28 protein-coding genes are annotated in these 23,649 nt (G+C 71.7%); 15 read left to right on the forward strand and 13 right to left on the reverse strand.

All coding sequences use genetic code 11. The annotated features are described in order from the left end of the window. The first annotated feature begins 56 nt into the window (after window positions 1-56). Together RM788_RS06800 and RM788_RS06805 are read left to right on the forward strand one after the other, a co-directional pair. The gene (locus tag RM788_RS06800; RefSeq protein ID WP_315930661.1) at window positions 57-1,373 is read left to right on the forward strand and encodes a putative adhesin; all 1,317 of its coding nucleotides are present in this window, start codon (window positions 57-59) and stop codon (window positions 1,371-1,373) included. A gap of 190 nt (window positions 1,374-1,563) precedes the next feature. Beyond that, on the forward strand, window positions 1,564-1,992 hold the full coding sequence (locus RM788_RS06805; RefSeq protein ID WP_315930662.1) for a hypothetical protein: 429 nt from the start codon (window positions 1,564-1,566) through the stop codon (window positions 1,990-1,992). A gap of 201 nt (window positions 1,993-2,193) precedes the next feature. Here the strand turns inward: RM788_RS06805 and RM788_RS06810 are convergent, their stop codons facing one another. The 5 genes from RM788_RS06810 to RM788_RS06830 all read right to left on the reverse strand — a co-directional run bounded on the left by RM788_RS06810 (window position 2,194) and on the right by RM788_RS06830 (window position 7,156). Continuing rightward, window positions 2,194-3,924, reverse strand: coding sequence for a hypothetical protein (locus RM788_RS06810; RefSeq protein ID WP_315930663.1), 1,731 nt, complete (start codon window positions 3,922-3,924; stop codon window positions 2,194-2,196). 139 nt (window positions 3,925-4,063) lie between these two features. Continuing rightward, entirely contained in the window at window positions 4,064-5,140 is a 1,077-nt protein-coding gene (locus RM788_RS06815) for a hypothetical protein (RefSeq protein WP_315930664.1), read from the reverse strand. Next, on the reverse strand, window positions 5,140-5,661 hold the full coding sequence (locus RM788_RS06820; protein WP_315930665.1) for a hypothetical protein: 522 nt from the start codon (window positions 5,659-5,661) through the stop codon (window positions 5,140-5,142). The genes RM788_RS06815 and RM788_RS06820 overlap by 1 nt, the downstream gene beginning before the upstream one ends. Window positions 5,662-5,798: 137 nt before the next feature. Continuing rightward, entirely contained in the window at window positions 5,799-6,920 is a 1,122-nt protein-coding gene (locus RM788_RS06825) for an isochorismate synthase (RefSeq protein ID WP_315930666.1), read from the reverse strand. Beyond that, entirely contained in the window at window positions 6,917-7,156 is a 240-nt protein-coding gene (locus RM788_RS06830) for a hypothetical protein (RefSeq protein ID WP_315930667.1), read from the reverse strand. Before RM788_RS06830 ends, RM788_RS06825 begins: the two co-directional genes overlap by 4 nt. 162 nt (window positions 7,157-7,318) lie before the next feature. Between RM788_RS06830 and RM788_RS06835 the strand changes: the two genes are divergently transcribed. From RM788_RS06835 to RM788_RS06875, 9 genes are all read left to right on the forward strand, one after another. Further along, complete coding sequence (locus RM788_RS06835; RefSeq protein ID WP_315930668.1) at window positions 7,319-7,759, forward strand: preQ(1) synthase; 441 nt, start codon at window positions 7,319-7,321, stop codon at window positions 7,757-7,759. Beyond that, window positions 7,756-8,457 (forward strand): 7-cyano-7-deazaguanine synthase QueC, encoded by a 702-nt coding sequence (gene queC / locus RM788_RS06840; protein ID WP_315930669.1) that lies wholly within the window; start codon window positions 7,756-7,758, stop codon window positions 8,455-8,457. Before RM788_RS06835 ends, queC begins: the two co-directional genes overlap by 4 nt. Then, entirely contained in the window at window positions 8,454-8,921 is a 468-nt protein-coding gene (locus RM788_RS06845) for a 6-pyruvoyl trahydropterin synthase family protein (RefSeq protein WP_315930670.1), read from the forward strand. Before queC ends, RM788_RS06845 begins: the two co-directional genes overlap by 4 nt. Beyond that, the gene (locus tag RM788_RS06850; protein WP_315930671.1) at window positions 8,918-9,631 is read left to right on the forward strand and encodes a 7-carboxy-7-deazaguanine synthase QueE; all 714 of its coding nucleotides are present in this window, start codon (window positions 8,918-8,920) and stop codon (window positions 9,629-9,631) included. Before RM788_RS06845 ends, RM788_RS06850 begins: the two co-directional genes overlap by 4 nt. Window position 9,632: 1 nt before the next feature. Beyond that, a complete protein-coding gene (gene folE / locus RM788_RS06855) occupies window positions 9,633-10,232 on the forward strand; it encodes a GTP cyclohydrolase I (protein ID WP_315930672.1) in 600 nt (199 codons plus the stop codon). A gap of 1 nt (window position 10,233) precedes the next feature. After that, window positions 10,234-11,079, forward strand: a complete 846-nt coding sequence (locus tag RM788_RS06860; protein WP_315930673.1) for a DMT family transporter — start codon at window positions 10,234-10,236, stop codon at window positions 11,077-11,079. Window positions 11,080-11,200: 121 nt separating this feature from the next. Next, on the forward strand, window positions 11,201-11,875 hold the full coding sequence (locus tag RM788_RS06865; RefSeq protein WP_315930674.1) for a hypothetical protein: 675 nt from the start codon (window positions 11,201-11,203) through the stop codon (window positions 11,873-11,875). Window positions 11,876-12,058: 183 nt separating this feature from the next. After that, window positions 12,059-12,688: a hypothetical protein gene (locus tag RM788_RS06870; protein WP_315930675.1), complete on the forward strand. Its 630-nt coding sequence runs from the start codon at window positions 12,059-12,061 to the stop codon at window positions 12,686-12,688. Between the two features lie 12 nt (window positions 12,689-12,700). Then, window positions 12,701-13,843 (forward strand): hypothetical protein, encoded by a 1,143-nt coding sequence (locus tag RM788_RS06875; RefSeq protein WP_315930676.1) that lies wholly within the window; start codon window positions 12,701-12,703, stop codon window positions 13,841-13,843. A gap of 135 nt (window positions 13,844-13,978) precedes the next feature. Here RM788_RS06875 and RM788_RS06880 read toward each other — a convergent pair whose 3' ends face one another. From RM788_RS06880 to RM788_RS06905, 6 genes are all read right to left on the reverse strand, one after another. Then, window positions 13,979-14,878 (reverse strand): pyridoxamine 5'-phosphate oxidase family protein, encoded by a 900-nt coding sequence (locus tag RM788_RS06880; RefSeq protein WP_315930677.1) that lies wholly within the window; start codon window positions 14,876-14,878, stop codon window positions 13,979-13,981. A 4-nt stretch (window positions 14,879-14,882) separates the two neighbouring features. Further along, window positions 14,883-15,263: a DsrE family protein gene (locus RM788_RS06885; protein WP_315930678.1), complete on the reverse strand. Its 381-nt coding sequence runs from the start codon at window positions 15,261-15,263 to the stop codon at window positions 14,883-14,885. A 221-nt stretch (window positions 15,264-15,484) separates the two neighbouring features. Then, complete coding sequence (locus RM788_RS06890) at window positions 15,485-16,057, reverse strand: TetR/AcrR family transcriptional regulator (protein WP_315930679.1); 573 nt, start codon at window positions 16,055-16,057, stop codon at window positions 15,485-15,487. Window positions 16,058-16,092: 35 nt separating this feature from the next. Beyond that, window positions 16,093-16,869: a siderophore-interacting protein gene (locus tag RM788_RS06895; protein ID WP_315930680.1), complete on the reverse strand. Its 777-nt coding sequence runs from the start codon at window positions 16,867-16,869 to the stop codon at window positions 16,093-16,095. Window positions 16,870-16,933: 64 nt separating this feature from the next. Continuing rightward, complete coding sequence (locus RM788_RS06900; protein ID WP_315930681.1) at window positions 16,934-17,506, reverse strand: hypothetical protein; 573 nt, start codon at window positions 17,504-17,506, stop codon at window positions 16,934-16,936. Between the two features lie 121 nt (window positions 17,507-17,627). After that, window positions 17,628-19,367, reverse strand: coding sequence for a CocE/NonD family hydrolase (locus tag RM788_RS06905; protein ID WP_315930682.1), 1,740 nt, complete (start codon window positions 19,365-19,367; stop codon window positions 17,628-17,630). 89 nt (window positions 19,368-19,456) lie between these two features. Between RM788_RS06905 and RM788_RS06910 the strand changes: the two genes are divergently transcribed. Next, window positions 19,457-20,086 (forward strand): TetR/AcrR family transcriptional regulator, encoded by a 630-nt coding sequence (locus tag RM788_RS06910; protein WP_315930683.1) that lies wholly within the window; start codon window positions 19,457-19,459, stop codon window positions 20,084-20,086. Window positions 20,087-20,103: 17 nt separating this feature from the next. On the opposite strand, the gene RM788_RS06915 is transcribed toward RM788_RS06910, so the two are convergent. Further along, window positions 20,104-20,550: an anthrone oxygenase family protein gene (locus RM788_RS06915; protein ID WP_315930684.1), complete on the reverse strand. Its 447-nt coding sequence runs from the start codon at window positions 20,548-20,550 to the stop codon at window positions 20,104-20,106. A 91-nt stretch (window positions 20,551-20,641) separates the two neighbouring features. On the opposite strand from RM788_RS06915, the gene RM788_RS06920 reads away from it, so the two are divergent. The 3 genes from RM788_RS06920 (at window position 20,642) to RM788_RS06930 (ending at window position 22,997) form a co-directional block, all read left to right on the forward strand. Further along, a complete protein-coding gene (locus RM788_RS06920) occupies window positions 20,642-21,220 on the forward strand; it encodes a TetR/AcrR family transcriptional regulator (protein ID WP_315930685.1) in 579 nt (192 codons plus the stop codon). Between the two features lie 110 nt (window positions 21,221-21,330). Continuing rightward, window positions 21,331-21,741 (forward strand): YciI family protein, encoded by a 411-nt coding sequence (locus RM788_RS06925; RefSeq protein WP_315930686.1) that lies wholly within the window; start codon window positions 21,331-21,333, stop codon window positions 21,739-21,741. 8 nt (window positions 21,742-21,749) lie between these two features. Further along, window positions 21,750-22,997, forward strand: coding sequence for an RNA polymerase sigma factor (locus RM788_RS06930; RefSeq protein WP_315930687.1), 1,248 nt, complete (start codon window positions 21,750-21,752; stop codon window positions 22,995-22,997). A 20-nt stretch (window positions 22,998-23,017) separates the two neighbouring features. Here RM788_RS06930 and RM788_RS06935 read toward each other — a convergent pair whose 3' ends face one another. Continuing rightward, window positions 23,018-23,617, reverse strand: a complete 600-nt coding sequence (locus RM788_RS06935; protein ID WP_315930688.1) for an SDR family NAD(P)-dependent oxidoreductase — start codon at window positions 23,615-23,617, stop codon at window positions 23,018-23,020. Window positions 23,618-23,649 lie beyond the last annotated feature (32 nt).

Consider the following 23,649-nt stretch of genomic DNA (forward strand, 5'->3'; position numbering starts at 1 on the left):
CGCCGCACGCTGGACGTGGTCGGCCGCACCGGGTGGTCGACGGGGGGAGGATCACCATGCCGGAAGCGTTCGTCCTCGGGCACGGCGGCCACTACGGGTCGTCGACCTTCGTCCCCGAGGGCACGACCGTCCACTTCTACTCCGATGTGGACACCGCGCTGCTGGTGACGGCGAGCCTGGCGGGCCTGTCCGGCGGCGGGGCGCTCGCACGGGAGACCGTCGCGCACGACCCGTCAGGGGCAGGCGAGGTCGCCAACTACGTGCTCACCGCGCACCGGGACCAGGACATGGCCCTGTACCTGGCGACCAGGCCGCCGGAACCGTCGGCGGTGCTGTGCTTCGTGGGCCACGGCCCCTCCCCCGCACCGGACGTGCACATGCTCGACCCGGTCGCGGACGGCCTCCCCCTGTGCACCAGCCCGGTCGACTGCCTGGCCAGCTGGCCCCGGCACACCTGCCGAGGGCTGTTCACCGCGTTGCCCCGGTCCGTCGACGTGGTCCACCTGCTGTGCTGCCGGACCCCGTACGCGGGGCCGCACGACGACGTCACGGTCGCGCTGGGCGGCGAGGAGACCCGTCCGCATGACCGGCAGCACCGCGTCGGCCGGAAGTTCGCGGCGCGCGACGAGCGCCTGGTCCCCGCCACCACGGCGAAGGCGCGGAGCACCACCCCGCTCGACCTGGAGTCGCTGCCGCAGGCCACCCGCGCGCAGCTGATCAGCGCGCACCCGGACCTGCTCGACACCTGGCAGCACATCCAGGGGCACGACCCGGTCAACTTCCCCCACATAGCGGCGGCCAGGGCGTTCCACCCCGGCGAGGACCCGCCGGAATCCCTCGTCGACGGGTGGTTGGACGAGGACTGGCGCAACGCGTTCTGGGCGTTCTGCCACGCGGACGGGACCGCCCCGGTGGTCGCGGCCAGGCTCCTCGCCTTCGACGCCGTGACGCGGTGCCTCGACGGGTCCACCGCGAACGATGTCCTGTCCTCCGCCGTCGTGGAACGGCTTCGGACGGCGGGAGTGGGGGCGGAGTACTCCGATTCATTGGAGGAGGCGCTGGGCGACCTGCACCGGCTGCTGGTGCTGCGCGACAACGACGACGACGGCACGTGGACGGTCGTGCGGTCCCTGACCGCGGGGACCCGCGACGCGTTCGGCGTGCCGGACGGGGACGAGGACGCGCGCCGGTGGCTCGACGCGTTCCGGTCGGACCCCGACCGGCACGTGGACGAGCTGCTCGGCGTGGTCCACGCCGTCCTGCGGATGGTGGGCGAACTCCTGCTCACCGACCTCACACCGCTCTACGACGAGTTCCGCTGGATCGCACGCGCGGATAGCGGCGACGACGAGTCCTATTCAGACAGTCGGTGACGCCTGTGCGGGGTGGGGACGATGGCCGAACGACCGGACCGACCGGCTGTTCCCTTCCTCCGATCGACCACTTCCCCGCCCGGACCGTTGTCCGCCCCTGCCGTGGGGATTAGCTTTCGCAGTGCGGCCCGCACTCCAGGGAAGACGTGCGGGTCCATCCGGAAGTCCATCCACAGAAGGGTTTCGCGCTGTGCGCAGTCAGATCCAACGCACCGCGGCCGTGGTCGCGTGCGCTGCCGCGATCGTCGGCCTCACGGCCGTCGCCGCCTCGGCGACCACGTCCAGCAGCACCGCGGTCGAGCAGGCGCGAACGCGGTTCACGACGGACAACCTGCGCCTCGTCACGACCTCCGACCTCAAGGGGCACCCGTACACGACGCTGCGCATGGTCGGCAGGCCCGCGGTCGACGAGGGCACGGGTGAGTACTTCCTGTACGACCCGGCCACCGGTTCGCTCGCGGGCGGGTTCCGCGTCGGCGGCGACATGCTGGTCCTGTCGGTCGAGACGTGGACCGCGGTGTCGTTCAAACGGCCCGTCGCGGGCACGGTCGAGGTGCGCTTCGGCGACCCGGCCGATCCCTCGACCGGTGTCGTGGTGGCCTCGGTCAGCGTGTCCTGACCACCGGCCGCCGGGCGGCATCCGGACCGACGTCGCCGCGCAGCGCGGTCCGGATGCCGCCACCGCCAGGGCGCCGGCACCGGGATCTCCCGATCCCGCCGGGACATCCGGTGGGCGACAACGGCCGCCAGGAAGGCGTCCGGTGTCGCGAACCGGCTCCCGACCGCGCCGGGCGGGACCGGGCCGCACGTGGTGCGCCGGTCAGCCCAGCGCCCGCCGCAGTTCCTCCGCGAGTTCACGCAGGGCCGACGCCAGGTTGTCGTTGTCCACCGACGCCTCCAGCACGTGCGACTGCGACACGGCCAGGGCGGTGCGCTGCGACGACAGGGCCTCCTGGACGCCGCCGAGCTTCCCCGCCAACCCGAGGACCTCGTCCTTCGCCGCTTTCCGCACCCGGTCGAACTCGGCGCTGGTCATCGAACTCCCGGTCGCCGGGGCGAAGCCCTCCAGCCGGGGCAGGGCGGAGAAGTGGGCCAGCAGGTCCTCCACCACGTCGCCCATGCTCCGGTGGACCCCCGTGGGCAGGTGCGGGGCCAGCACGTCCAACTGCTTCCTCGCGCCCCGGAGCGGGACCACCACCTGGCCGCAGGTGTTCTTGACCCTGGTGTCGCGCTCCCTCGACGGGACGGCGGACAGGTCCCCGATCACGTCGCCGACCACGATCGCCGCGTTGGCGGCCGCGGTGAGGGCTTCCAGCAGTCCGTCCACCTCGCGCTTGACGCCGTCGACCATGCGGATGTGCTGTCGGAACGCGGTCTTCAGCTGCCCGGTGCACAGCAGCCCGAACTGCTCGACCGCGCCGAGGGCGATCTCGTACTGGTCGACCGTGGCGGCGCGCCCCGCCTCGGCCAGTGCGGCCGCCGCTTTCCGGTAGGCCTCCGCGAACCTCCCGCGCCTCGTCGCGAGCCGCTTGAGCCGTTCGTCGTCCGCCACGAGCGAGGGCAGGTCCAACCGCGCGGGGTCGATGGACAGCATGCGGGGAACGGGGTTCCTCCCGAGGACGCGCGGCCCCGGCGCGTCCGGACCGGAGTCGGAGTCGGAGTCGGACACGGTCAGCTGGACGTCGCTGTCGGACGTGGTCGCGACCTCCTGCTCGAAGGCCGCGAGCTCGGCCCGGAACCGGGCCAGCGACTCCCGTTCACCGTCGTCGACCTCCAGGTTCGCCAGGTGGACCGACACGACGTCCCGCACCGCGGCGCACCGCTCGCCGAGCGCGTCGAGGTGCCGCGCCAGGTCCTTCGCCTCACCCAGCCACTGGGTGAGCACGGCGAAGAACGTGGACAGGGCGCTCGGCTCGGCGCCGTTCAGGGCGAGGACGCCGGTCAGCAGCCGCAGCACCCCCGCCGCGTCCTCGTGGTGGGGGACCTCGAAGTCCACGACCGCCGCGCAGGCGTCCTGGACGTCGGGGAGCTCGAAGTCCACGCCCATCCACCCGACGTGCGCCGCGGCGATCCCCGCCGCCAGAACGAGCGCGGACACCACTTCGTCCACCCGTTCCCGGACGTCGTCGGGGACTTCCGGCCCGTCCAGCGAACCGAGGTGGGCCAGCAGGTCGGCCAGCGGCTGCGCCTGGAAGGCGATGGTCTCCTTGCAGGGATCCAGTCCGACCACCATCGCGTACACGAACGCGTAGGTCTCCGACAGCACGACGTAGCACTCCGAGGCGAGGCTCGACAGCGCCTGGCCCGCGTCGTGCAGCATGGTCCGGGCCTCGAACAGGTTCCCGACGTCACCGGGGCCGCGTTCCCTGCCCCGACCCGCGTCGGCCTCCGCCCGGTACCGGCCCCGCAGGTCGCGGTAGTGCCGGATCGCCTCCTGCAACTCGGCCAGCCGCCGGTCCAGTTCCCGGTGGCGGGCGAACCCGAGCCGGGAGACCTCGACCACGTCCGGATCCAGGTCCAGACCGTCCTGCGCGGAACTGGGTGCTGTCATCGCGCTGCTCCTTCCGTCGCGGGTCCGCACTTCACCCGGCACCACCATCCCCCGGCCACCACTCGTTCCGGCCCCCGTCGGGGCGACCGCGGAGGCAGCCGACCTGCCCGTGTGGACAGTCCCGATCGAGCCCTCGCCGCTACTCGCTGTCGGAGTGGGTGTCGTACGCCGCCGCCCACCTGTCGGTTCCCGCGCGCCCGCGGTACGGCGAACTCTCGTAAGCCTCGGCGGGCGCCTTCTCCGCGAGGAAGTCGTTGAAGCTCTGCCAGTCGTGGCCCAGCGCCTTCGCCACGACCAGCAGCCCCTCCGTCGTCGTCGACGTCCAGGCGTTGCCGGGGCGGGGGTTGAACTCGATGTCGAATCCCGCTTCCCTGGCGAGGAGCAGCGTGAGGTAGCAGGTCCAGCACGGGCGCTTCTTGCCGCGGATGTGGGTCCGTCCCTTGTGCCCGCTGAAGACCAGGGCCGCCACCAGGCTCTGCTCGGCGTGCGGGCAGCCGATCCCGGTGGAGTCGAGCAGGCACATCTCGCGCGTGCCGATGACGTCGACCAGGGTGTTCGCGGTGATCCGCAGCAGGTCCACCGGGTTGGCCTTGAAGTCGCGGAGCGCCTCCACCAGCTCCACGAAGACCTCCAGCGCGCGGGGGTCGCCGGACAGGCTCTTGACGATCCTCCCGTAGCGCTTGTCCTTCTCCGCCAGGACACCGGCCAGCTTCTCCACCCTGCGCTCGGACGGCGAGCCCGTCGGGACCTCCGGGACGAGCGCCTCCGCCCGCTTGGCGGCGATGGCGCCGATCGAGGCGGCCTGGTTGGCGCAGACGACGAGCGGGCCGCCCTCGACGTACATGCACTGGACCTCCTGCTCCTCCACGTCCTGCCGGACCGCCTCGAACAGGGCGGTCGACAGGTGTCGGAGGAGCTGCGCCACCCGGTCGTCCGCGTAGCTCCTCGGATGGCTCGCGGTCACGGTCTTCGGGTGCTTGCCCCGCTGCACGCGGGTCTGCTCCCACCCGTTGGCCAGCAGGGTGTCGTCGAGCGACTGCCTCACCGACGCCGCGGTCAGCTGCCAGCCCTCCCGCGCCCGCGCGGTCCTGGCCTGGTCGACCCGCGCCACCTGGGCGGGTGTGATGGCCTCGCGCACCGCCAGCGCCTGCGCACGGCGCACCGGGATCCCCAGTTCGGCCAACAGCCCGTCGAACAGGTCGTTCGGAGTGGTCATCAGCGGTCTCCCGCACCGGCGGAGGCGAGCCTGTCCAGCAGCTCCACCACCAGCTCGTCGGTCGGACGGGCCGCCGCCACCGGATCGCGCTCCACCCAGGCCAGCAGGAGCGGGGTGATGACCCGGTCGACGAACTCGTCCACGTCCACCCGTTCGTCCCCGGTGGTGTCGACGGCCACCCACGTCGTCCCGTCCGCGTCGAGCCGCCACCAACTGCCGTCGTCGGCCCGGACCACGAGCGGTGGCGGCTCCCAGTCGTCCGCGATCCGCCGGAGCAGGTCCGGGTCGGCCAGCAGGGCGGGCCAGTCGGCCCCGTCCGCGTCCAGGGCCGCCACGAACCGGCTCAGGTCCACGTCCTGCCCCAGGTCCGCCAACCCCAGCGCGGACGCCAGGGACGTCGCGACCCCGGCCGCGTCGCCCGGCACCGCCCCGTCCCCCTGAGCGCTGACCCCGGCGGCCCACACCAGGGCTTCGACCTTGTCGGGCCACTGGAGGTCCGGGGAGTACGGAGGTGGCTGCATGGCGACGACCGTAAGCGCGGGCGCACGGCGGACCGCTGCCCGATCGGCTTACCTCTGCGGGCACCGCGCCGCGTCCGGGGAGCGCGGACCGGGCACGGGTGAACGAGTGCCCGGCCCGCCTGCCGGAGGCCGTCGGGTCACGTCGCGAGGTCGTCGATGCCGAGCGCGTGCAGCACCGTGCGGAACTTCGCGTCCGTCTCGGCGACCTCGCCCTCCGGAGTGGAGCCGTGCACGATGCCCGCGCCTGCGAACAGCCGGACCGACCGGTCGGCGACCTCGGCGCACCGGATGGCGACCACCCATTCCCCGTCGCCCTCGGCGTCGGTCCAGCCGACGAGCCCCGTGTAGTAACCGCGGTCGAACGGCTCCAACTCCCCGATCACCCGGCGCGCCAAGTGCGTCGGCGAACCGCACACGGCCGGGGTGGGGTGGAGCGCGAGCGCCAGGTCCAGCGCTGACACACCGTCCCGCGCCACGCCGGTCACCCTGGTCGACAGGTGCCACATCGTGCGGGTGGCGAGCAGTTCCGGCTCCCGCGGCACGTCGAGCGCGGAGCACAGGGGCGCCAGCCCGTCCGCGACGGCCTCCACGACGAAAGCGTGCTCTCGGCGGTCCTTCGCGGAGGCCGACAGCGCCGCCCTGTTCTCCGCGTCCCGCGAGGGGTCCGGATCGCGCCGGGCGGATCCGGCGAGCGGGTTCGCCAGCACTCGACCGTCCACACGCGACACGAGCAGCTCCGGACTGGCGCCGAGGAGCGTGCCGTTCCCGGTTCCGGTCGCGAAGACGTGGCTCCGGGGATCGCCCGCCGCGAGCGCCCGGAGCACCGCCCCGCACTCGACCGGCTGGTCGGTCGCCAGGTCGAGCACGCGCGCCAGCACCACCTTGTCCAGCGGTCCGGCCAGCCGCGCTATCGCCTGCCGCACGGCGGACCGGTACACCTCCGCGTGGTCGACCCTCCCGGTCCAGCGCGGGCCGCCGCCGGGACGCGCGACGGCGCCGCGCCAGGGTTGCGTCCGGCTCACGGCCCGTGACACCCCGAGCCGCGCGGGCGTGGCCGGGTCGAAGGGCAGCGCTCCGACCAGCACGGCGGACCGACCCGCGTCCGCCAGCGCCGAGACGGCGGCGGGCGCCGAGGCGAGGTCGCCGTCGAAGTCGGGCACCAGCATCGCGCCTCGCGGTGTCGAGAGGAAGAAGGCCCCGTCGCGGTACGCGGTCACGAGCTGGTCGGCGGAGGTCGTGGTCCGGGTGGCGATCGTCATGCCGGCAGTCCCATCGCGTCCGACTTCCCGTTGAGCGCCCCCATGACGTCGTCCCACCGGTAGCCGAAGGGGTGGCCCATCGACTCCTCCGGTTCGGAGCGGCGCGCTTGCGCCGAACCGTCGAGTTCCCGCGACCCGCCCGGTCGGTCCGTCGCGATCGGTCCGCCTTCGACCAGGGCGGTGTCCACAAGGGACCGGACCGGATCGGCCACCGGTGGTTCAAGGGGTGTTGCCACGGCTGTTCTCCCATTCGGTTCCGGAGTTCGACACCCTGCACGTTGCACCGGCGCGGCGGAGCTGTCGAGTGCCCACCGACCTGCCCGTTGAGGCACGGACCGCGAATCCGCCCGGCAATAGCCTTCCACTGCGTCCCTTCGTCGAGAGCCGGGAGATCCACCATGCCGCCGGACGATTCCCCCACCGCCGGGCTGACCCTGCTCGGCAGGCCCACGAACCACTCCGAGGACACCGGACTGGAGGTGTTCCCCGCACCCGCGAACGTGACCAGCGTGACGTTCACCGGCAAGGAGTTGACGGCGCGCTGCCCGGTCACCGGCCAGCCGGACTTCTACTCGCTGGTGCTGACCTACCACCCGATCCGGTCCTGCGTGGAATCCAAGTCCCTCAAGCTCTACCTGACCCGGTTCCGCGACCAGGAGGCGTTCTGCGAGGGCTTGGCGGCCCTCGTCCTCGGTGACGTCGTGGCGGCCACGCGGTGCGGTCCCGCCTCGGTCGTGCTGCGCCAGCAGGTGCGCGGTGGTCTGGAGCTGACCGCCCGCGCGGACCACGAGGGCGGGGCGGACGTCGAGCCGTCCCCGGAGCCGGAGGCGGGCGCGTGACGGGCGGGGCGGACCGCGTGGCCGTGGTGCTGTCCGGTGGGATGGACTCCACGACGGCGGTGGCGGAGTACGCGTCGAGGGGGCACTACCTGGTGTGCGTCACGGTCGACTACGGACAGCGGCACGTGCGGGAGGTCCGGGCGGCCCACGAGGTCGCGGCGCACTACGGGGCCGAGCACGTGGTCGTCGACCTGAGCGGCCTCGGTCGCGAGCTGACCGGGTCCGCGCTCACCGATCGCGAGGTCGACGTGCCGGAGGGGCACTACGCCGAGCCGAGCATGCGCGCGACGGTGGTGCCCAACCGCAATGCGGTGCTGGCGAACGTCGCGGTGTCGATCGCGATGTCCCGCGGTGCTTCCGTGCTGGCGCTGGGGATGCACGCGGGCGACCACTTCATCTACCCGGACTGCCGCCCGGAGTTCGTGGAGGCGCTGGCGAACGCGGTGCGGGTCGGCAACGAGGGGTTCGCCCCGCCCGCCGTCGAGGCGCCGTTCCTGCGCTGGACGAAGGCGCGGATCGCCGCGAGGGGCGCGGAACTCGGCGCGCCGCTGGGGTTGACGTGGTCGTGCTACCGGGGCGGCGAGGTGCACTGCGGCGTGTGCGGAACGTGCTACGAGCGCCGCGAGGCCTTCCGCGACGCGAACGTGCCGGACCCGACGCGCTACCGCGACTCGACGACGGAGTTCGTGGCGCCGTGAACCACCACGCGATCACCGTGCGGCACAACTTCGAGACCGCGCACCGCCTGCCGCACCTGGGCGGCAAGTGCACCAGCCTGCACGGGCACTCGTGGTGGGCCGAGGTCCGGGTGGAGGGGCCCGCGTTGACCGGCGACGGCACGGTGGTCGAGTTCGGCGCGTTCAAGCGCGGGCTGCGGCAGTGGCTCGACGCGCACCTGGACCACGGCGCGATGCTCGGTGTCGAGGACCCGCTGTGCGAGGCGCTGCGCGCGCAGGGCAGCAAGGTGTGCGTCTTCGGAGCCGCGACCCCGGACGGCGTCGACCTCGGCGACCTGGCCTGGCCCACCGTCGAGAACGTGGCCATCGCGGTCGCCCGCGTCGCGACAACAGTCCTTTGTAGACTCGATGCGGGTGAAGGCTCGACGGTGGCCTCCGTGCGGATCGACGAGACGCACGTGAACTCCGCGGAGTGGACCGCATGACCACGACCACGCCGATCCTGCACGTGGCCGAGCTGTTCGGCCCGACCGTGCAGGGGGAAGGGCGGTCGCTGGGCCGCCGCGCCTCCTTCGTCCGGTTGGGCGGGTGCAACCTGCACTGCTCCTGGTGCGACACGAAGTTCACCTGGGACGCGTCGAGCTACGCGCTGCGCGAGGAGATCCGCCCGGTGCCCGTCGACGACGTCCTCGACCGGATCGCGCGCCATCGCACCGGCCTGCTGGTCGTCACCGGCGGTGAACCCCTGCTGCACCAGCGGACACCGGGGTGGGAGGCACTGCTGGCGGGCGCGTCCGACCTCGGCCTCGACGTCGAGGTGGAGACCAACGGCACCCGGTCGCCCTCCCCGCGCACGATCGCGGGAACGACCGCGTTCAACGTCTCGCCGAAGCTGGGCCACGCGGGCGACCCCGTGCGCCTGCGGATCGACGTCCCCGCGCTGCGCGACCTGCTGCGCACCGGCAAGGCGATCTTCAAGTTCGTCGTCCGCGACACCGGCGACCTCGACGAGGTGGCCGGGATCGCCGCGCTGGCGGGCATTCCGGACGACCTGGTGTGGGTGATGGCCGAGGGCACCGCGCCCGCGGAACTGCTGGCCCGGCAGGCGGCCATCGCGGACCGGGTGGTCGAGCGCGGCTTCAACCTCACGACGCGCCTGCACGCGCTGCTGTGGCCACAGGAGAGGAACAGGTGACATGACCAAGGCATCGGAGCTCGACTTCGGGGTGGACATCTCCGCGGCGACGGAGCACGCCAGGGCCATGCTCGTGTCGCTCGGCGTCCTGTGCGACCCGGACACGCCCGCCCGGTACGTCAAGGCGCTCTCGGAGATCACGGCGGGACGCCACCTGTTCCCCGACCGGCACCTGGCCAAGACCTTCCCCGCCGAGTCGTCGAACCACGGTCTGGTGCTGGTTCCGGGCATCCGCTTCGTGTCCATCTGCGAGCACCACCTGTTGCCGTTCACCGGCACGGCCGCGGTCGCGTACCTCCCCTCGCCGGGCGCGCGGATCGTGGGGCTGTCCAAGCTCGCCAGGCTGGTGCAGGAGTACGCCGCCCGCCCGCAGGTCCAGGAACGGCTCGGCGAGCAGGTCGTGCACGCCATCGGGTCGAGCCTCGACACCCGCGGGGCCGCGTGCCTGATCCGGTCCGTGCACACGTGCATGACGCTGCGCGGCGCGCGGGCCGAAGGCGCGGACATGGTCACCACGCACTTCACCGGCCGGTTCGCCGCCGACACCGCCACCCGCTCGGAATTCCTCGGCCTGGTGGGCGGCACGACGGGGCGCTCCTGACATGGCGGCCGTGCTGCTCGCACTGCTGTCCGCGGTCTGCCTCGGCGGCGGCGACACGCTCGCCGCCGTCGGCGCGCGCCGATCGGGCGTCCTGCTGACCGCACTGCTGTCCAGCACGGTCGCCGCCCTGCTGTGCGGGGTCCTGTGGGTGCTCGACGGCCCGGACCTCACCCGCGCCACCTGGCAGGCGCTGCTGCTGACCGCCGCGGCCGGGATCGCGATGGGCGTGGGCACGGTGGCGCTGTTCGCCGGACTGACCGCCGGGCCGGTGAGCCTGGTCAGCGCGGTCAGCGCCGCGTACCCGTTGGTCGGCACGGTGATCGGCGTCCTCTGGTACGGCGCGGCGCTGTCCACCGGTGACGTGCTGGCCGTGCTCGTGGTGTGCCTGGGGATCCTGCTGTTCGTCTCGACGGGCGAACGCGGCACGGGCCCGGTCGGCAGGGGCTTGGCGCTCGCCGCGGTGACCGCCTGCGCGTGGGGCGTGGGCTATCCGCTCCTCGCCGAGGCGGTGCGCCTGCTGGACTGGAGGTTCGTGACGTTCGCCGAGTTCCTGGTCATGACGGTGCTGTTCGCCCCGGCCGGCGTGAGATCGTCCTCGCGCGGTGCGCCGGTGCTGCCGCTGGTCGGCGCCGGGGTGGCGCAGGCGGTGGGCGTGTGCGCCCTGAACATCGCCCTCGAACCGGGTGCGGGCGACGCGGATTCGATCACGGCCGTCGCGGTGTCCGCCTGCTACCCCGTGGTCACCGCGCTGCTGGCCGTGCTCGTGCTGCGCGACCGCCTGACACCACCGCAGTTCGGCGGCATCGCCGTGCTGATCGCGGGCATCGTGCTGACCGTCGTCTCGTGACACCGGGCCGTCCGATCGGCCTGCCCACGGCACCACCACTGCGGTCCGATCGGCCGTTGAACCGCACCGGTACGTCCCTACGCTTCGAATGTCGGTTCCACATCGGACGGAGAGGTGGCTTGTGTCCATTCACGAGGAGGTCGGGCGGGCCACGACCGTGTGGCGGCAGTTGGGGATCCGCCCGGCCGTCGTCGACACGATGGCGTCGGAGCTCGCGCTGGAGCTGACGCTCGCCGCGGAACGGGGTCAGCCGATCAGCGAGCGGACCGGCGGTGACGTCGCCGGGTTCGCGATGGCGTGGGCCCGCGACCGGGGACTGCTCGTCAGATCGCGGCCACCCGCCGGGTTCCTCGCCGCGGCGGCGCGGGGAGCGTGGCTGCCGGCCTTCGTGGCGGTCGTCATCGGCTACCTGTCGTGGGGACGCCTGGTGGACCAGTGCTCAGCGCTCTTCGTCCCGTGCGACAGCTTCTGGCGGACGCCGTGGATGTGGGCAGGCTGGGTCCTCTGCGGCGCACTGGCCCACCTGCTGGTGCTGCGCTCCACGTCGAGGCACGTGCGGCGGTCCGCGCGGCTCAGGACGACGAGGAAGTTCGCCATGGCGTTGTCGGCCGCGGTCGTCGGTTCAGCGGTCCTCGGCATCGCGGTCGGTTCGCTCGGCGAGATCGTGTTCGGGCACTTCGCGATCCTCGTCTTCCCGATCGCCTTCGCGGTGGTCGTCGTGGCCATGTCGGCAGGCGCGGTCGTCGCCTTCCGGGTGGCGCGGTCCGCACCCGCGTCCGACCGCCACCACGGGTGACGCGGCTCCGGACCGGCCGCCCGCCGCTCTCCCCCGACGGGCACCGGTCCGGGTTCCCCGCCGGCTTCCCGATCGGGCAGTCGACGCGCCCGGCGGATACCTAGTCTCTGGTTGAGCGCCGGGAAGCGCGTCCACCCGATCCGCAGGCAGGACACCGCCGGGCGGCCACGGAACGGAGCGACCATGATCGACTACAGCGAACACGCCGACCTGCTCGGGGAACTGGAGAACCGCCCCGACGTGCGAGCCGACCTCGCGGCCGCGCCCGACCTGGCCGCGATGCGCGCGATCGTCGGCAGCGGCGTGGCGGAGGAGCTGCTGCCCTCCTTCGACCGACTGGCGGTCTCCTTCGGCGAGGCGCTGGGCGACCGCGGGGCCACCGAACGGCTGCGCACCGCGCTCACCGCCATCCCGCACGAGGGTGGCTTCGCGCGCGCCCTCGCGGATTCGCGGACGTGGGTGTTCGCCGCCGAACGGGACGCCGAGGACGACGCCTGGCAGACGTTGGGAGAGCAGGAAAGCACGCCGTCGCTGACCGACGAGGCCGCCGACGTCTACACGCGCGTGATCTCCGAACTCGGCGAAGTGCCGCCCGAGGACCAGAGCGACATCTGGACCGACGTCTGCGCAAGGGTCGAGTCGCAGACCGACGACCGGGGACCGGACCGAGCCGAAGCGACCGCGCGGGCGGTGCTGGCGGCCTACCGGAGTGCCCAGGCCCTGGAGGAAGCGGAGCTGGACGAAGCCGCCGAGCGACTCCTGTCCGTCACCCGGAACTTCGTCGCCGACATCGAGGCGAGCCGCGCCCGCTGAGGAGGAGCCACCGTGGATCCGACAATGCTGCAAAAAGACGACAAGGCCAAGCTGCTCCTCAAGCAGATCACCGATCGACTGATGGAGATGCACATCCGGTTCCGCGAGGAGCCGAGTCTCCTGCTGTGCACCAACCTCCTCGATGAGCTGAACCAACTCCAGAACGCGACTCACAAGATCAAGAAGAAGTACCGGCTGATCGCCCAGGGGGCGATCAGCCACCTCCGCCGGGCACTGCTCGCCTGGATGGACGTCAAGAACACCGAGGACGTCGAAGCCCACCTCCACAAGGACAACCCCGTCGCCGTCGAGCCCGTCGACGACCAAGCCCGCCACCAGGCCCACCTCGACGAACTCCAACGATCCCTCAAGAAGTCGAACAGGAAGCTCGAAGCCGGCCGAAGGCAGGCCGAGGACGAGGAAACGCTGTACGGGGCGGTGCTCGCGAGGACGAAGCTGTCCATCTCGCAAGCCGAGAGGCGAATCGCCGACCTCACCACGGAGCTGAACAAATCCTCCTCCATCGAGGACTTCGAGGAGAACCAGAGGAACACCCAGCTCGAGAGGGAACGGGCGATCAGGCGGAACGAAACGATCAGCGAGGTCGGGGCAGCCCTGCGGGGGAAGCTGAAAACCCGGATCAACGCGGTCGCCGCCGAACTGAAGTGCGGTGTCGACCTCGTCCACGAGCAGATCGACGCGTGGGTCACGAGCACCGGGCAGACCGATGTCGACCTGGCACTCGACACGCTGCGGGTACCTCCGGACCCCACCACGGCCAAGGTGCTCGAGACCATGCCGACCGACCCGCGGAAGAAGGATTCCGACGCACCGCTGCCGGAAGTCCAGGCGCAGCACGCCGGACAGATCCAGGGGATCGGAAGCGGTGCCGCGAGGCGCGTGATCGAACTCGGCCGATCCGACTTCAAGGCGGAGTACTACTACACCGCGCACAGCAGGATCCTGCACATCGCCGCCGCCTTCCTGGCCGCCGGTCTCAACTGCGACGCGCTGATCGTGCAGCTGTTGTCCATGGCCGCCGCCGACGTGCAGACATCGCACTCCGGCAGCGCGGGAAGCCTCGGCAACGAACAGGGACAGGGCTCGGGCGACGCGGGCGACCACAAGAACCAGATCAGGCACCGCGAGTGGTGAGCACCCGTCCGCGGTTGTCCACGACCTCGTCGCGGTGACGTCCTGCCCCGTGACGCCGAACGAGGGCAACCGCGGTCGCTCATGCAGGCCGCGCTTGAGTTCGGCGAGACCGGTCCGGGTGGCCGCGCGCCGTGCTCAGTTGAAGCGCGAGTACGCGGGCGCGGTCCAGGCGGCGGGGAAGGCGTTCTCGGTCCAGACCGCCTCGGTGACGCGGAAGACGGTCTCCTGGCCGTTGGCGGGTCCGCCCTCCGGTCCGACGGACCTGCGCACCTCCGCCGTACCAGTCAGCTGCAAGGTCGCCCCCGACTCCCAATCCGGGAACAGCAGTCCCGCCAACGGGTTCACCCCGAGGTTGCCTGAGGTCATCATCATCGCGTTGCCCACGTAGTCCGGCCAGGACAGCTCGGTGGGCGAGACGACCTTGACGAATCCGGGGTTGCCGCCGCGGTGCGACACGTCCGCGCCGACGTCCGCCGCCGTGGCGATGAAGAACGTGTCGGCGCTGGACACGAGGACCGACTGGAGCGCGTCGAGCCGGTCGCCGCGACGCGCGACGGGGTGGAAGCCGGTGGGTTCCTCCGTCATGACGCGGGCCTGGATGTACTTGGGGCAGTTGCCGAACGCCTGGTGCACCTCCACCTCACCACCGCGGGGTGTCGGCCGCCACCGCCCGTTGATCCGCAACCTCTTGCGCATCACCAGGTCGATGGCCAGCGTGCCCACGTCCGCCCCGTCCCGCAGGACGTCCGCCAGCGGGTCGGTGGGCACCACGGTGGCGTCCGCCCGCAACGTGCGCGGGTCGGCCGCCGAGAGGAAACCCTCCGGCCCCACCAGGGCGCTGGCCCAGGTCCGCCCATCGCGGTCCCTGGCGCCGAGCACCAGCATCTGCTGGCGCGTGAGGAAGTCGAACGCCCCTCGGGGGATGGCGTCCGAGATGATGGGCCGAACCCGCTCCGCCTGCACGGAGGTTCCGGCCACCCGTTGCGCTTCGAGCTCGCCGGGGTGGAAGGCGAGCCGGTCGTCGGGGTCGGCCACGACGTCAGAAGGTCAGGACGTGGTAGCCGGACCGCACCAGTTCCACGATGCTCGCGACACCGGGGGTGCCGGGCGCCTGGTTCTGGCTGACCTGCTTGATGTCCTCGGCCTCGACGCCCTCGGTCGCGCCGAAGACGGTCGCGCAGCCGCCGGACGCCACTGTGGCGACCTGCCCCTTCACCGCGGTGTACAGCTCGTGCGCCGGGTGTGCCGGGTCCGCGAGCACGGCGGGCCAGCGGGTGCCCGCGCCCTGGAAGAGCACCACGGCCTCGCCGCCCTGCGCGGACTCCCACGCGGTGGCGAGCGCGTTGAAGACACGACCCAGCGCCTCCTCGGTTCCGGTCGACGGGTCGGACAGCACCACTACGGCGGTCTTGCTGCTCATGAACGCGCTCCTCGTTGTTCGGAAGGTGGACACCAATCATAATTACCGAACGTACGGTAAAAATCAAAGTGGCCGTGGTCACCCTCCTCGAACGGGCCCGGTGCCAGGTGTTCTTGGCGAGCAGTGCGAGCACCACACCGGTTCGGAGACCGAACACGATGACGATCCGCGTGTCGGGGTCCCGGCGCCCGAGACTCTTACCGGACCTCCGAACCCGCCGATCAGCCCTTCTCCGGCTCCGGCACCAGGATGCTCGGCATGAGCGCCACGCTCTCGGCGAAAGCGCTGGTGTCGCCCAACACCCGGCCCAGCACCAGCGCCCCCTCGATGCGCAGGAACGCGTTCTTCGCCGCGCGCAACGCCTCGTCCGGTTCACGCCCCGCACGGCGCGACGCCTCGGCCATCACGTCGATCCAGGTCTTCGCGAGCGCCCGCGCCTGATCCCGGACCTTCTCCGGCGTCCCGGCCAGCGTCATCGTGTCCAGCACGCACGACAACGCGCCAGCGCCGTAGAAGTCCCCGAGCCTGCCGGCGGTCTCGGCGATCCCCCGCGCGAGGTCCTCGTCCTCCCCCATCGGTTGCAGGATCCACCGGAAGCGCCGCCCGACCTCGGCCAGCACCGCTTCCGCCATGCCCTCCTTGCCGTCGGGGTACCGGTGGTAGAGGCTCGCCCGCTGCAACCCCGAGGCCGACGACAGGTCGCCGATCGCGGTGCCGTCGAACCCCTTGTCCCGGAACACCGCGATGAGCGCGTCGAGCAGTTCGGCTTCGTCGATGGAGGGTGGTCGCGCCATCCCTCCACATTACCGAACAACCAGTCAACTACGGATCAGTCGAGCCCCGCGCGCCCTTCGGCCCAGTAGGCCTTGCCCTTGGTCTGCCCCGGACGGTTCGGCCAGTCCCGCGAGTCGCGGCGGACCTGGTGCACGGTCTTGGCGTCGCCGGTCACGACGAGGTCGAACGGCTCGGTCGGCGCCGCCGCGCGGGCGCGGGTCAACAACTGCTGGGGGTCGGCGGTTTTCGGCACCACGACGCTGGACTCGGCGAGGCCGCGTGAGGCGAGCATCGCGGTGACGGCGTCCGGGTCGGAGGCTTCGAAGACGTGGTCGACGCGGGAGGTGACCCCGCTGAGCGCGATGGCCAGGGCGATGCTCGACTCGTCGCCGATGAACACGGCGCGGTCGAGGCCCCGGAGGTCGATCGACTTGCGGGGGCCGAGGACGTCGCACGTGGCCCCGGCCGCCGCGCCGCGGAACCAGTCGGTGGCGGGTCCGTCGCCGTGGGTGTAGGCGATGAGTTCCGTCGTGTCGGCGTCCCAACGGGTCGGGGTGTAGGTGCGCAGTTTCAGGGTTCCGCGCCGCGTGCGGATCTGGACCTTCGTGCCGGGCGTCCAGGCCGCGTCGCGGAAGGCGTCGGACCGCAGTTCGACGCGGATGAAGCCGGGTGCGCACGGTTCGGCGACGGTCACCTCGGCCGCGTGCAGGAAAGCGCTGCCCGCGAGGTCGGCCAGACGCTCGGGAAGAGTGGGCACGGGTCCTCCTGTTGTGGCCGCCACGACGGGGTCGCGGGTCGGGCTGATCTGCTTCGGGGTGTCGGGGGCGATCATCCTCAGCGGACCTCCGCGCACCGAGCCGGGGTGACTTCCCCGTCGGCCGCCGCTCGGGTTCCGGTCACCGCTCGGCGGCCGCCCGCAGGATCCAGTTCCGGAACTCGACCGCGAAGTGCCGGAGGTGGTGCTCGACCACCTGCGGTCCGCACGTGACCGGCAGCGTCACCGAGAGGTGGGCGGTGAACCCCTCCTCCTCCTCGGAGAAGGAGTTGGAGATGGACCCGACGACGGTTCCGTCTTCGAGCACCAGGCGCGACCGACGTCCGTGCGCCGCTTCGATGTCGGGCAGGCCTTCCGCCGCCGGTGTCGTGGAGTCGTCCCACTCGCGCATGAAGAACGAGCAGACGTGCTCCCCCAGCGTCTCGACGATGTTCACCCTGCCGTCGGCCGCGTGGATCGAGTAGTGCTCCGGGTGTCCGGCGAGCAGGACGTCCTCACGGCCGAAGGCCTGCGAGAGCCAGCCGGTGAACCGCGCCGCGGTGATGCCGTGCGCGCGCAGCGTCGTCGTGCCGGTCGTCTCCTGTCCGGCCGAGCGGGCGACCTGGTCGCGGAGGTAGGCGGTCCCCTCCGCGATCTCGTCCCGGAGGAGGTCGAGAAGGCGCTCGCGGCCGAGGTTGTCCTTCAGCAGCGCCAACGCCCGTCGTGCCGCCGCGAGTTCGAACCGGTCGATGGTCCCGTCGTGGTCGTCACCGGTCCGGCGCCCGAGGTGCGGACGTCGTGCCCATGGTGGTCTCTTCTCCGGATCGTTTGTGGTGCTACTGGGCCAGGACGGGGAGTTGCAGGTAGGAGGCGCGCTCGCCACCGGTGTGGATGACGTGCTGCCCGCTGTTGGCGCCGGTGTACTCGCGGATGCCGGGCATGAGCGCCCCCAGGAGGTTGCGGGAGCTGACGACGAAGCGGAGCTGTTGACCGGCCGTGAAAGCGAGGCCGATCGGGAGCAGGTCGATCTCGACGTCGACGACCTCGCCCGCGGAGAGGCGTTCCACCCGGTCGAAGGTGTGGGCGGGCACGTCGTCGGTCGACAGCGCCTCGTCCAGGTGGCGGGCGGAGACGCGCAGACGTCCGTCGGAGCCCTTGTAGCGCAGGATCGTGGCGCCGTGGTCGGTGAGGTCGTGGGCGATCGCGCTCTGGTTGGGGACGGTGAACGCCTGGAGGGGTGTTCCGCGCGCGTCGAGCTTTTGCAGGAGCACGAACAGGTCCATGTCGTCCGAGCCCCGCGCTTCGACCCGGAGGTGGGCTTTCGGGTAGCCGACCAGCTCGGTGTCGCGGTCGAACCGGACGAGGAAGGACACGGCGTCCGGGTTCGCGTCGACGGTGTAGGCCACGGCGGTCCCGTCGGCGGGGGCGGTGGTCGTCAGGGTGCGCGAGCGGCCGTCGAGGTAGTACTTGGTCGACGTGGCCTCCGCCGGGGGGAACCGGTCCGCGGCAACGCCGACGCGGTCGCCGCCCTGGAGGTCGAGGACCGAGTAGCGGACCCTCGGGGTCCGCTCCCAGCCGTTGTCCTCGTCCTTGAGGTAGCGGTCGAAGAAGCGGCGCAGATCGTCCACGTTCGCCTCGTCGTAGTAGTCGGGCCACTCCTGGGAGTTGTGGACGCGCAACCACTTCTCCTCCGACGCGATCCGGCGCCACGCCCGGAAGGTCCCCGCGGTGTGCAGGGTGTTGGAGTAGCTGGCCACGACGTAGGCGGGCACGGTGATCCGGCCGAAGTCCGGGACCTTGTTCTCCCACAGGTCGTTCACCAGCGGGTAGCGCTCCGCCTCCGCGAGGACGTCCTCCTTGCGGTTGCCGCCGAAGAAACTGCCCTCCTGCAACTGCCGGGCGAATCCGGTGTCGGGCATGCCACCGCGCATCACCAGGTCGCGGTAGACGTCGCTGACGCCCTCCCACGGGTTGATGGCCGCCAGGTGCGGGGGCTGCTCGGCGGCGGTGAACCACTGGGAGACCGCGAGGTAGGAGGTGCCGCTCATGCCGACCTTGCCGGAGCACCACCCCTGCCCCGCCAGCCACTCGACCAGGTCGTGGCAGTCGCGGCCCTCCTGCCGGTCCCACAGCACGCTGTCGCCGTCGGAGTCGACCACACCGCGGACGTCCGGGTTGCAGATCGCGTAGCCCTGGGCGCACCAGTAGGCGGGGTCCGGGCCCTCGAACTTCTCCAGTCCGGACACGATCCCGTTGTCCAGCCCGACCAGTCCGAAGACGCCCATCACGCTGGGGGACGTGCCCTGCCCCTTGCCGTACGGGCTCCACGCCACGATCACCGGCACCGGCTCGGTGCCGACGGGGCGGAAGATGTCGACGTGGACCGTCACGCCGTCGCGGAGCCGGACCGGAACGTCCTTCTCGAACACGACGTCGACCGGCAGGGACCGGAACTGCGGGGCGATCCGGAATCCCGCTTCCAGGGTCCGGGTGCCCGGATCGAACTTCGTCAGCACGCCGGTCCTGGCGGCGGGCAGCGGCTGCGACGGCATGAACACCTGCTGGTCATCGCCCATGGCTCGCTCCTTCGATGTGGCAGATCCCCGCGTCGCGGTGACGGTACGACCGTACGCCGAAAAACTCAACACGTGTTGAGGAGCGGCGGGTGGACGCGGTAGGTTGGGGCATGACCGAGCAGGGTGGGCCGGCGCCGAAGGCACGTCGCGGACGACGACCGGGCGGTACGACCACACGACAGGCCGTGCTCGACGCGGCGCGGGCGCGGTTCGCCGTCGACGGCTTCGCGGCCACCACGATCCGGCGCGTCGCCGCCGACGCCGGTGTGGACGCGTCCCAGGTGATGCAGTTCTTCCGGTCGAAGGACGACCTGTTCGCGGCCGTGATGGCCATCCCCCGGTCGGCACTCGACCGGTTCGACACGGCGTTCGAAGGGCCCGACGAGCACCTCGGCGAGCGGGTGGTCCGCGCCTACCTGGCCGCCTGGGAGGGAGCGCCCGACGAGTCGGAGCCGTTGATGGCGATGCTCCGCGGCGCGATCGTCAACGAGCACGCTCGCGAGCAGTTGCGCGACTTCATCCAGTCACGGCTGCTGCACGGCACGAGCGGTCGCGACGACGCGACGCTCCGCGCGGGCCTCGTCTCGTCCATGCTGGTCGGCCTCGTCGTCGGCAGGCGGATCATCGGCGTGCCCGCCCTGCTCGCCGCGGACGTCGAGGACGTCGTCACGACCGTCGGCCCGGCGATCCAGCACATCCTGGTCGCGAATCCCGACTGAAGGCAGCGGGTGTCGACTCAGGCGAGGGCGGCGGCCAGCAGGGTGAACGCGGCGATGATGACGGCGACGCGGACGTAGTGGAAGCGGTCCCAGCGGTTCGCCTGCTCCTTCCAGTCGTCGGGCCGGTTCTCGGGGGTCCACGTCTTGCTGCGGTTGTTGATGGGGACGAGCAGCAGCAGCGACATGACCACGCTCACGACCAGCAACGCGGCGGCGACGACCACGAGGCCGGTGCCGGGGTCGCCCCATCCGGCGACGGCCCAGACCGCGCACAGCACGAGTGAGCCGATGTACCAGAACGGCATCACGGCGCCGAGCATCCGACCCCCGTGGGCGCGACCCAACTGGCCGTTGTCGCCGGGGAGCGCGTCGAGGATCCGGTTGACGACGAACGCCACGGAAAACTCCACCCCCACCATCAGGCCGACGACCATGGTGGTGAACACCTCCAGTGCGGTGAACATCATGACCCCTTCCGAAATCTAGCGTCGCTAGCTGATGGTTCGACGCTAGCACTACTGCCGCTCGCCGGTCTAGCGGTGCTAGGATTCCTTCATGTCGGTACAGGAGCGCAAGGAGCGGGAACGGGCCGGTCGGGAACGCCTCATCCTGACGACGGCCCGCGAGATCGCCGAGCAGCACGGCTGGGACGCGGTCACCACCCGACGGCTCGCCGAGCGCATCGAGTACAGCCAGCCCGTCCTCTACAGCCACTTCCGCGGCAAGCGCGAGATCATCGGCGCCGTCGCCCTCGAAGGCGCCACCGAGATGGCCGCGGCGATCCGGGCCGCGTCCTCCGCCGCGGCCGACCCCCGCGCCCGTGTCACCGCTCTCGCTCGCGCCTACCTCGACTTCGCCGAACGCAACCCGGCGGTCTACGACGCCATGTTCCAACTCGACGGCGGCCTGGCGTTCGCGGAGGAGGACACCCCGGAGCCGCTGAAGGACGCCTTCACCGCACTGCTGGAGTGCCTCGGCGAGGTCGCCGGGGACGGCGTCCACCCAGGGCTGTTCACCGAGGTGTTCTGGGCGGCCCTGCACGGACTGGCCACCCTGACCCGCGCGGGAAGGCTGCCGCCGGAGGAGGCCGAGCGGAGGACGGAACTGCTGGTGGACCGGCTCGCCGTACTCTGACGCACCGCACAACCAGACCTCGAGGTCACCGGGATGTCCGATCACGGGACTCGGCTTCGTTCTCCTCGTGAACGGCGCCATCCCGGTGCCAAGCGAACAGGAGCACCCGGATGAAGTACATGATCCTGGCCCACGGCTCGCAGCAGGACTACGACTCGTTCTCCGGGGAGGACGACACCCGGCCGTCCGCCTCCGCCGACGAACTGGCCGCGATCGGCGAGTTCCTGACGAGGTTCACCGGTGACCTGGTCGCCTCCGGGGAACTGGTCGACACGCAGGGCCTCAGCGCACCGGTGCTCGCCCGCGAAGTCGTTCTGCGCGGCGGCGTTCCAGTCGTGACCGACGGTCCGTTCGCCGAGACCGAGGAGGTCGTCGCGGGCTACTGGATCGTGGACTGCGCGAGCTTCGACCGCGCCACCGAGATCGCCGTCCGGCTGAGTCAGGCCCCCGGCAGACCTGCCGACGCCGGTGTGGTGATCCGGCCGCTCATGGGGTCCGAGAACGACATCGACGACATCTGACCGCGACCATGGGCGACGACTCGTTCGAGGACCTGCTGCGGCGCCTCACCCCGCGGGTCCTCGGGTCGCTCGTGCGCCGCTACGGCCGTTTCGACTCCGCTGAGGACGCCGTCCAGGAGGCGCTGCTGGTCGCGACGCGACGCTGGCGCGACCACGGGGTCCCGGAGCAGCCCCACGCCTGGCTGCTCCGGGTCGCCTCGCGCAAGCTGATCGACCTGCTGCGCGCCGAGCAGGCCCGGCGGCGGCGCGAGACCACGGCCGCGGGCCGGGTGCTGCCGGGCGACTGGTCAGGCCCGCCCGCGGACGCCGGCGCCGATGACGCGGACGACACGCTGATCCTGCTCACCCTGTGCTGCCACCCGTCGCTGTCCCCGACGTCGCAGATCGCGTTGACGCTGCGCGCCGTCGGCGGACTGACCACCGCCGAGATCGCCAGGGCCTTCCTCACCTCGGAAGCGGGCATGACCCGGCGGATCACCCGTGCCAAGCGCACCATCGGAGACAGCCGCGTGCCGTTCCGGATGCCGTCGGACACCGAACGCCCGCAACGGCTCCACGCGGTCCTGCACGTGCTCTACCTGATCTTCACCGAGGGCTACGCCGCGACGTCGGGACCGGACCTGCACCGGGCGGGCATGGCCGCGGAGGCGATTCGGCTGGCCGGGATCACCGCCGCGCTCCTGCCCGACGACGGCGAGGCGACCGGGCTGCTGGCGTTGATGCTGCTCACCGACGCGCGCGCCCCGGCCCGCCTCACCGGGCACGGCGAACTGGTCCCCCTGCACGAGCAGGATCGGACGCTGTGGAAGGCAGGGCCGATCCGGCGCGGCGTGGACCTGGTCACCCGCGCGCTGGCCCGAGGTGATGTCGGCCCGTACCAGTTGCAGGCGGCCATCGCCGCGATCCACGACAGCGCGCCGAGTTCCGAGGCCACCGACTGGCGGCAGATCGTCGCCTTCTACCGGCTCTTGGCGCAGGTCTCCCCCGGTCCCCTCGTGCGGCTGAACCACGCCGTCGCCGTGGCCATGGCCGACGGGCCCGCCGCGGGGTTGGCGCTGCTCGACGCCCTGGACGATCCGCGCCTGGTCCGCGACCGGCGGCTGCACGCGGCCAGGGCCCACCTCCTGGAGGTGGCGGGCGACCTCGACGCCGCGCGGGCCGCCTACCTCCGGGCCGCCCGACTCGCGACCAACACCCACCACACGCGCTACCTCAACGCCCGTGCGGGACGCCTTGGTGCGGACAGCCGGCAATGACGTGAACGTTCACCGGCGCGTCAGCGGGACGGGGACTCCGGGACTGCGGCGTTGAGGGCCAGGGGGCCGTTGTCCGATTCCAGCACCAGGACGCCGTCCGTCCAGGCGGAGCGGAAGGCGTCCGGTCCGACCATCATGACGCGGACGCCGAACGGGGCGACCTCGGTGGCCAGGGACAGCATGATGCCCATCAGGGCGAACTTGCTGCCCTGGTAGGACGGCATCGTGTCGGAGGTCACGACGACGATGGTCCCGCCGCGGTTCCTCATGCCGGGCAGGATCGCCTTCACCACCGCGACCGTCCCGAAGACGTAGATGTCGCGCTGCCTGCGGAGGTCGTCCACTGTGGACTCGCCGTGGTCCGTGCCCGCGACGAGGAAGTCGATCGGCGCGATGTCCTCCTCGACCGACCTGATCGCGGGCTCGATGCCGGTGGCCGAACCGATGTCCAGCACGCGCGCGAACGCCAGACCGGGCTCCAGCGCCTCGAACTCCGCGACCTGTTCGGGTCTGCGGACGATGGCGACGACGCGGTGGCCCGCGCGCAGGGCCCGCTCGGCGAACGCGCGGCCGAGATCGTCGCCCACCCCGGCGATCAGGAAGGTTTTGCTGCTCGTCACGGGGACCCACCTCCGAAAACCTCGGCGACCAG

It is taken from the genome of Umezawaea sp. Da 62-37 (assembly GCF_032460545.1).
GTDB lineage: Bacteria > Actinomycetota > Actinomycetes > Mycobacteriales > Pseudonocardiaceae > Umezawaea.

Coding starts and splice junctions, on each gene's coding strand:
- RM788_RS06890 (WP_315930679.1), bottom strand. CDS start 16,057: ATGGCGCGACCACCCTCCATCGACGAAGCCGAACTGCTCGACGCGCTC.
- RM788_RS06815 (WP_315930664.1), bottom strand. CDS start 5,140: ATGACCACTCCGAACGACCTGTTCGACGGGCTGTTGGCCGAACTGGGG.
- folE (WP_315930672.1), top strand. CDS start 9,633: ATGACCAAGGCATCGGAGCTCGACTTCGGGGTGGACATCTCCGCGGCG.
- RM788_RS06870 (WP_315930675.1), top strand. CDS start 12,059: ATGATCGACTACAGCGAACACGCCGACCTGCTCGGGGAACTGGAGAAC.
- RM788_RS06800 (WP_315930661.1), top strand. CDS start 57: ATGCCGGAAGCGTTCGTCCTCGGGCACGGCGGCCACTACGGGTCGTCG.
- RM788_RS06920 (WP_315930685.1), top strand. CDS start 20,642: ATGTCGGTACAGGAGCGCAAGGAGCGGGAACGGGCCGGTCGGGAACGC.
- RM788_RS06905 (WP_315930682.1), bottom strand. CDS start 19,367: ATGGGCGATGACCAGCAGGTGTTCATGCCGTCGCAGCCGCTGCCCGCC.
- RM788_RS06885 (WP_315930678.1), bottom strand. CDS start 15,263: ATGAGCAGCAAGACCGCCGTAGTGGTGCTGTCCGACCCGTCGACCGGA.
- RM788_RS06810 (WP_315930663.1), bottom strand. CDS start 3,924: ATGACAGCACCCAGTTCCGCGCAGGACGGTCTGGACCTGGATCCGGAC.
- RM788_RS06915 (WP_315930684.1), bottom strand. CDS start 20,550: ATGTTCACCGCACTGGAGGTGTTCACCACCATGGTCGTCGGCCTGATG.
- RM788_RS06895 (WP_315930680.1), bottom strand. CDS start 16,869: ATGATCGCCCCCGACACCCCGAAGCAGATCAGCCCGACCCGCGACCCC.
- RM788_RS06825 (WP_315930666.1), bottom strand. CDS start 6,920: ATGACGATCGCCACCCGGACCACGACCTCCGCCGACCAGCTCGTGACC.
- RM788_RS06860 (WP_315930673.1), top strand. CDS start 10,234: ATGGCGGCCGTGCTGCTCGCACTGCTGTCCGCGGTCTGCCTCGGCGGC.
- RM788_RS06850 (WP_315930671.1), top strand. CDS start 8,918: ATGACCACGACCACGCCGATCCTGCACGTGGCCGAGCTGTTCGGCCCG.
- RM788_RS06930 (WP_315930687.1), top strand. CDS start 21,750: ATGGGCGACGACTCGTTCGAGGACCTGCTGCGGCGCCTCACCCCGCGG.
- RM788_RS06820 (WP_315930665.1), bottom strand. CDS start 5,661: ATGCAGCCACCTCCGTACTCCCCGGACCTCCAGTGGCCCGACAAGGTC.
- RM788_RS06925 (WP_315930686.1), top strand. CDS start 21,331: ATGAAGTACATGATCCTGGCCCACGGCTCGCAGCAGGACTACGACTCG.
- RM788_RS06835 (WP_315930668.1), top strand. CDS start 7,319: ATGCCGCCGGACGATTCCCCCACCGCCGGGCTGACCCTGCTCGGCAGG.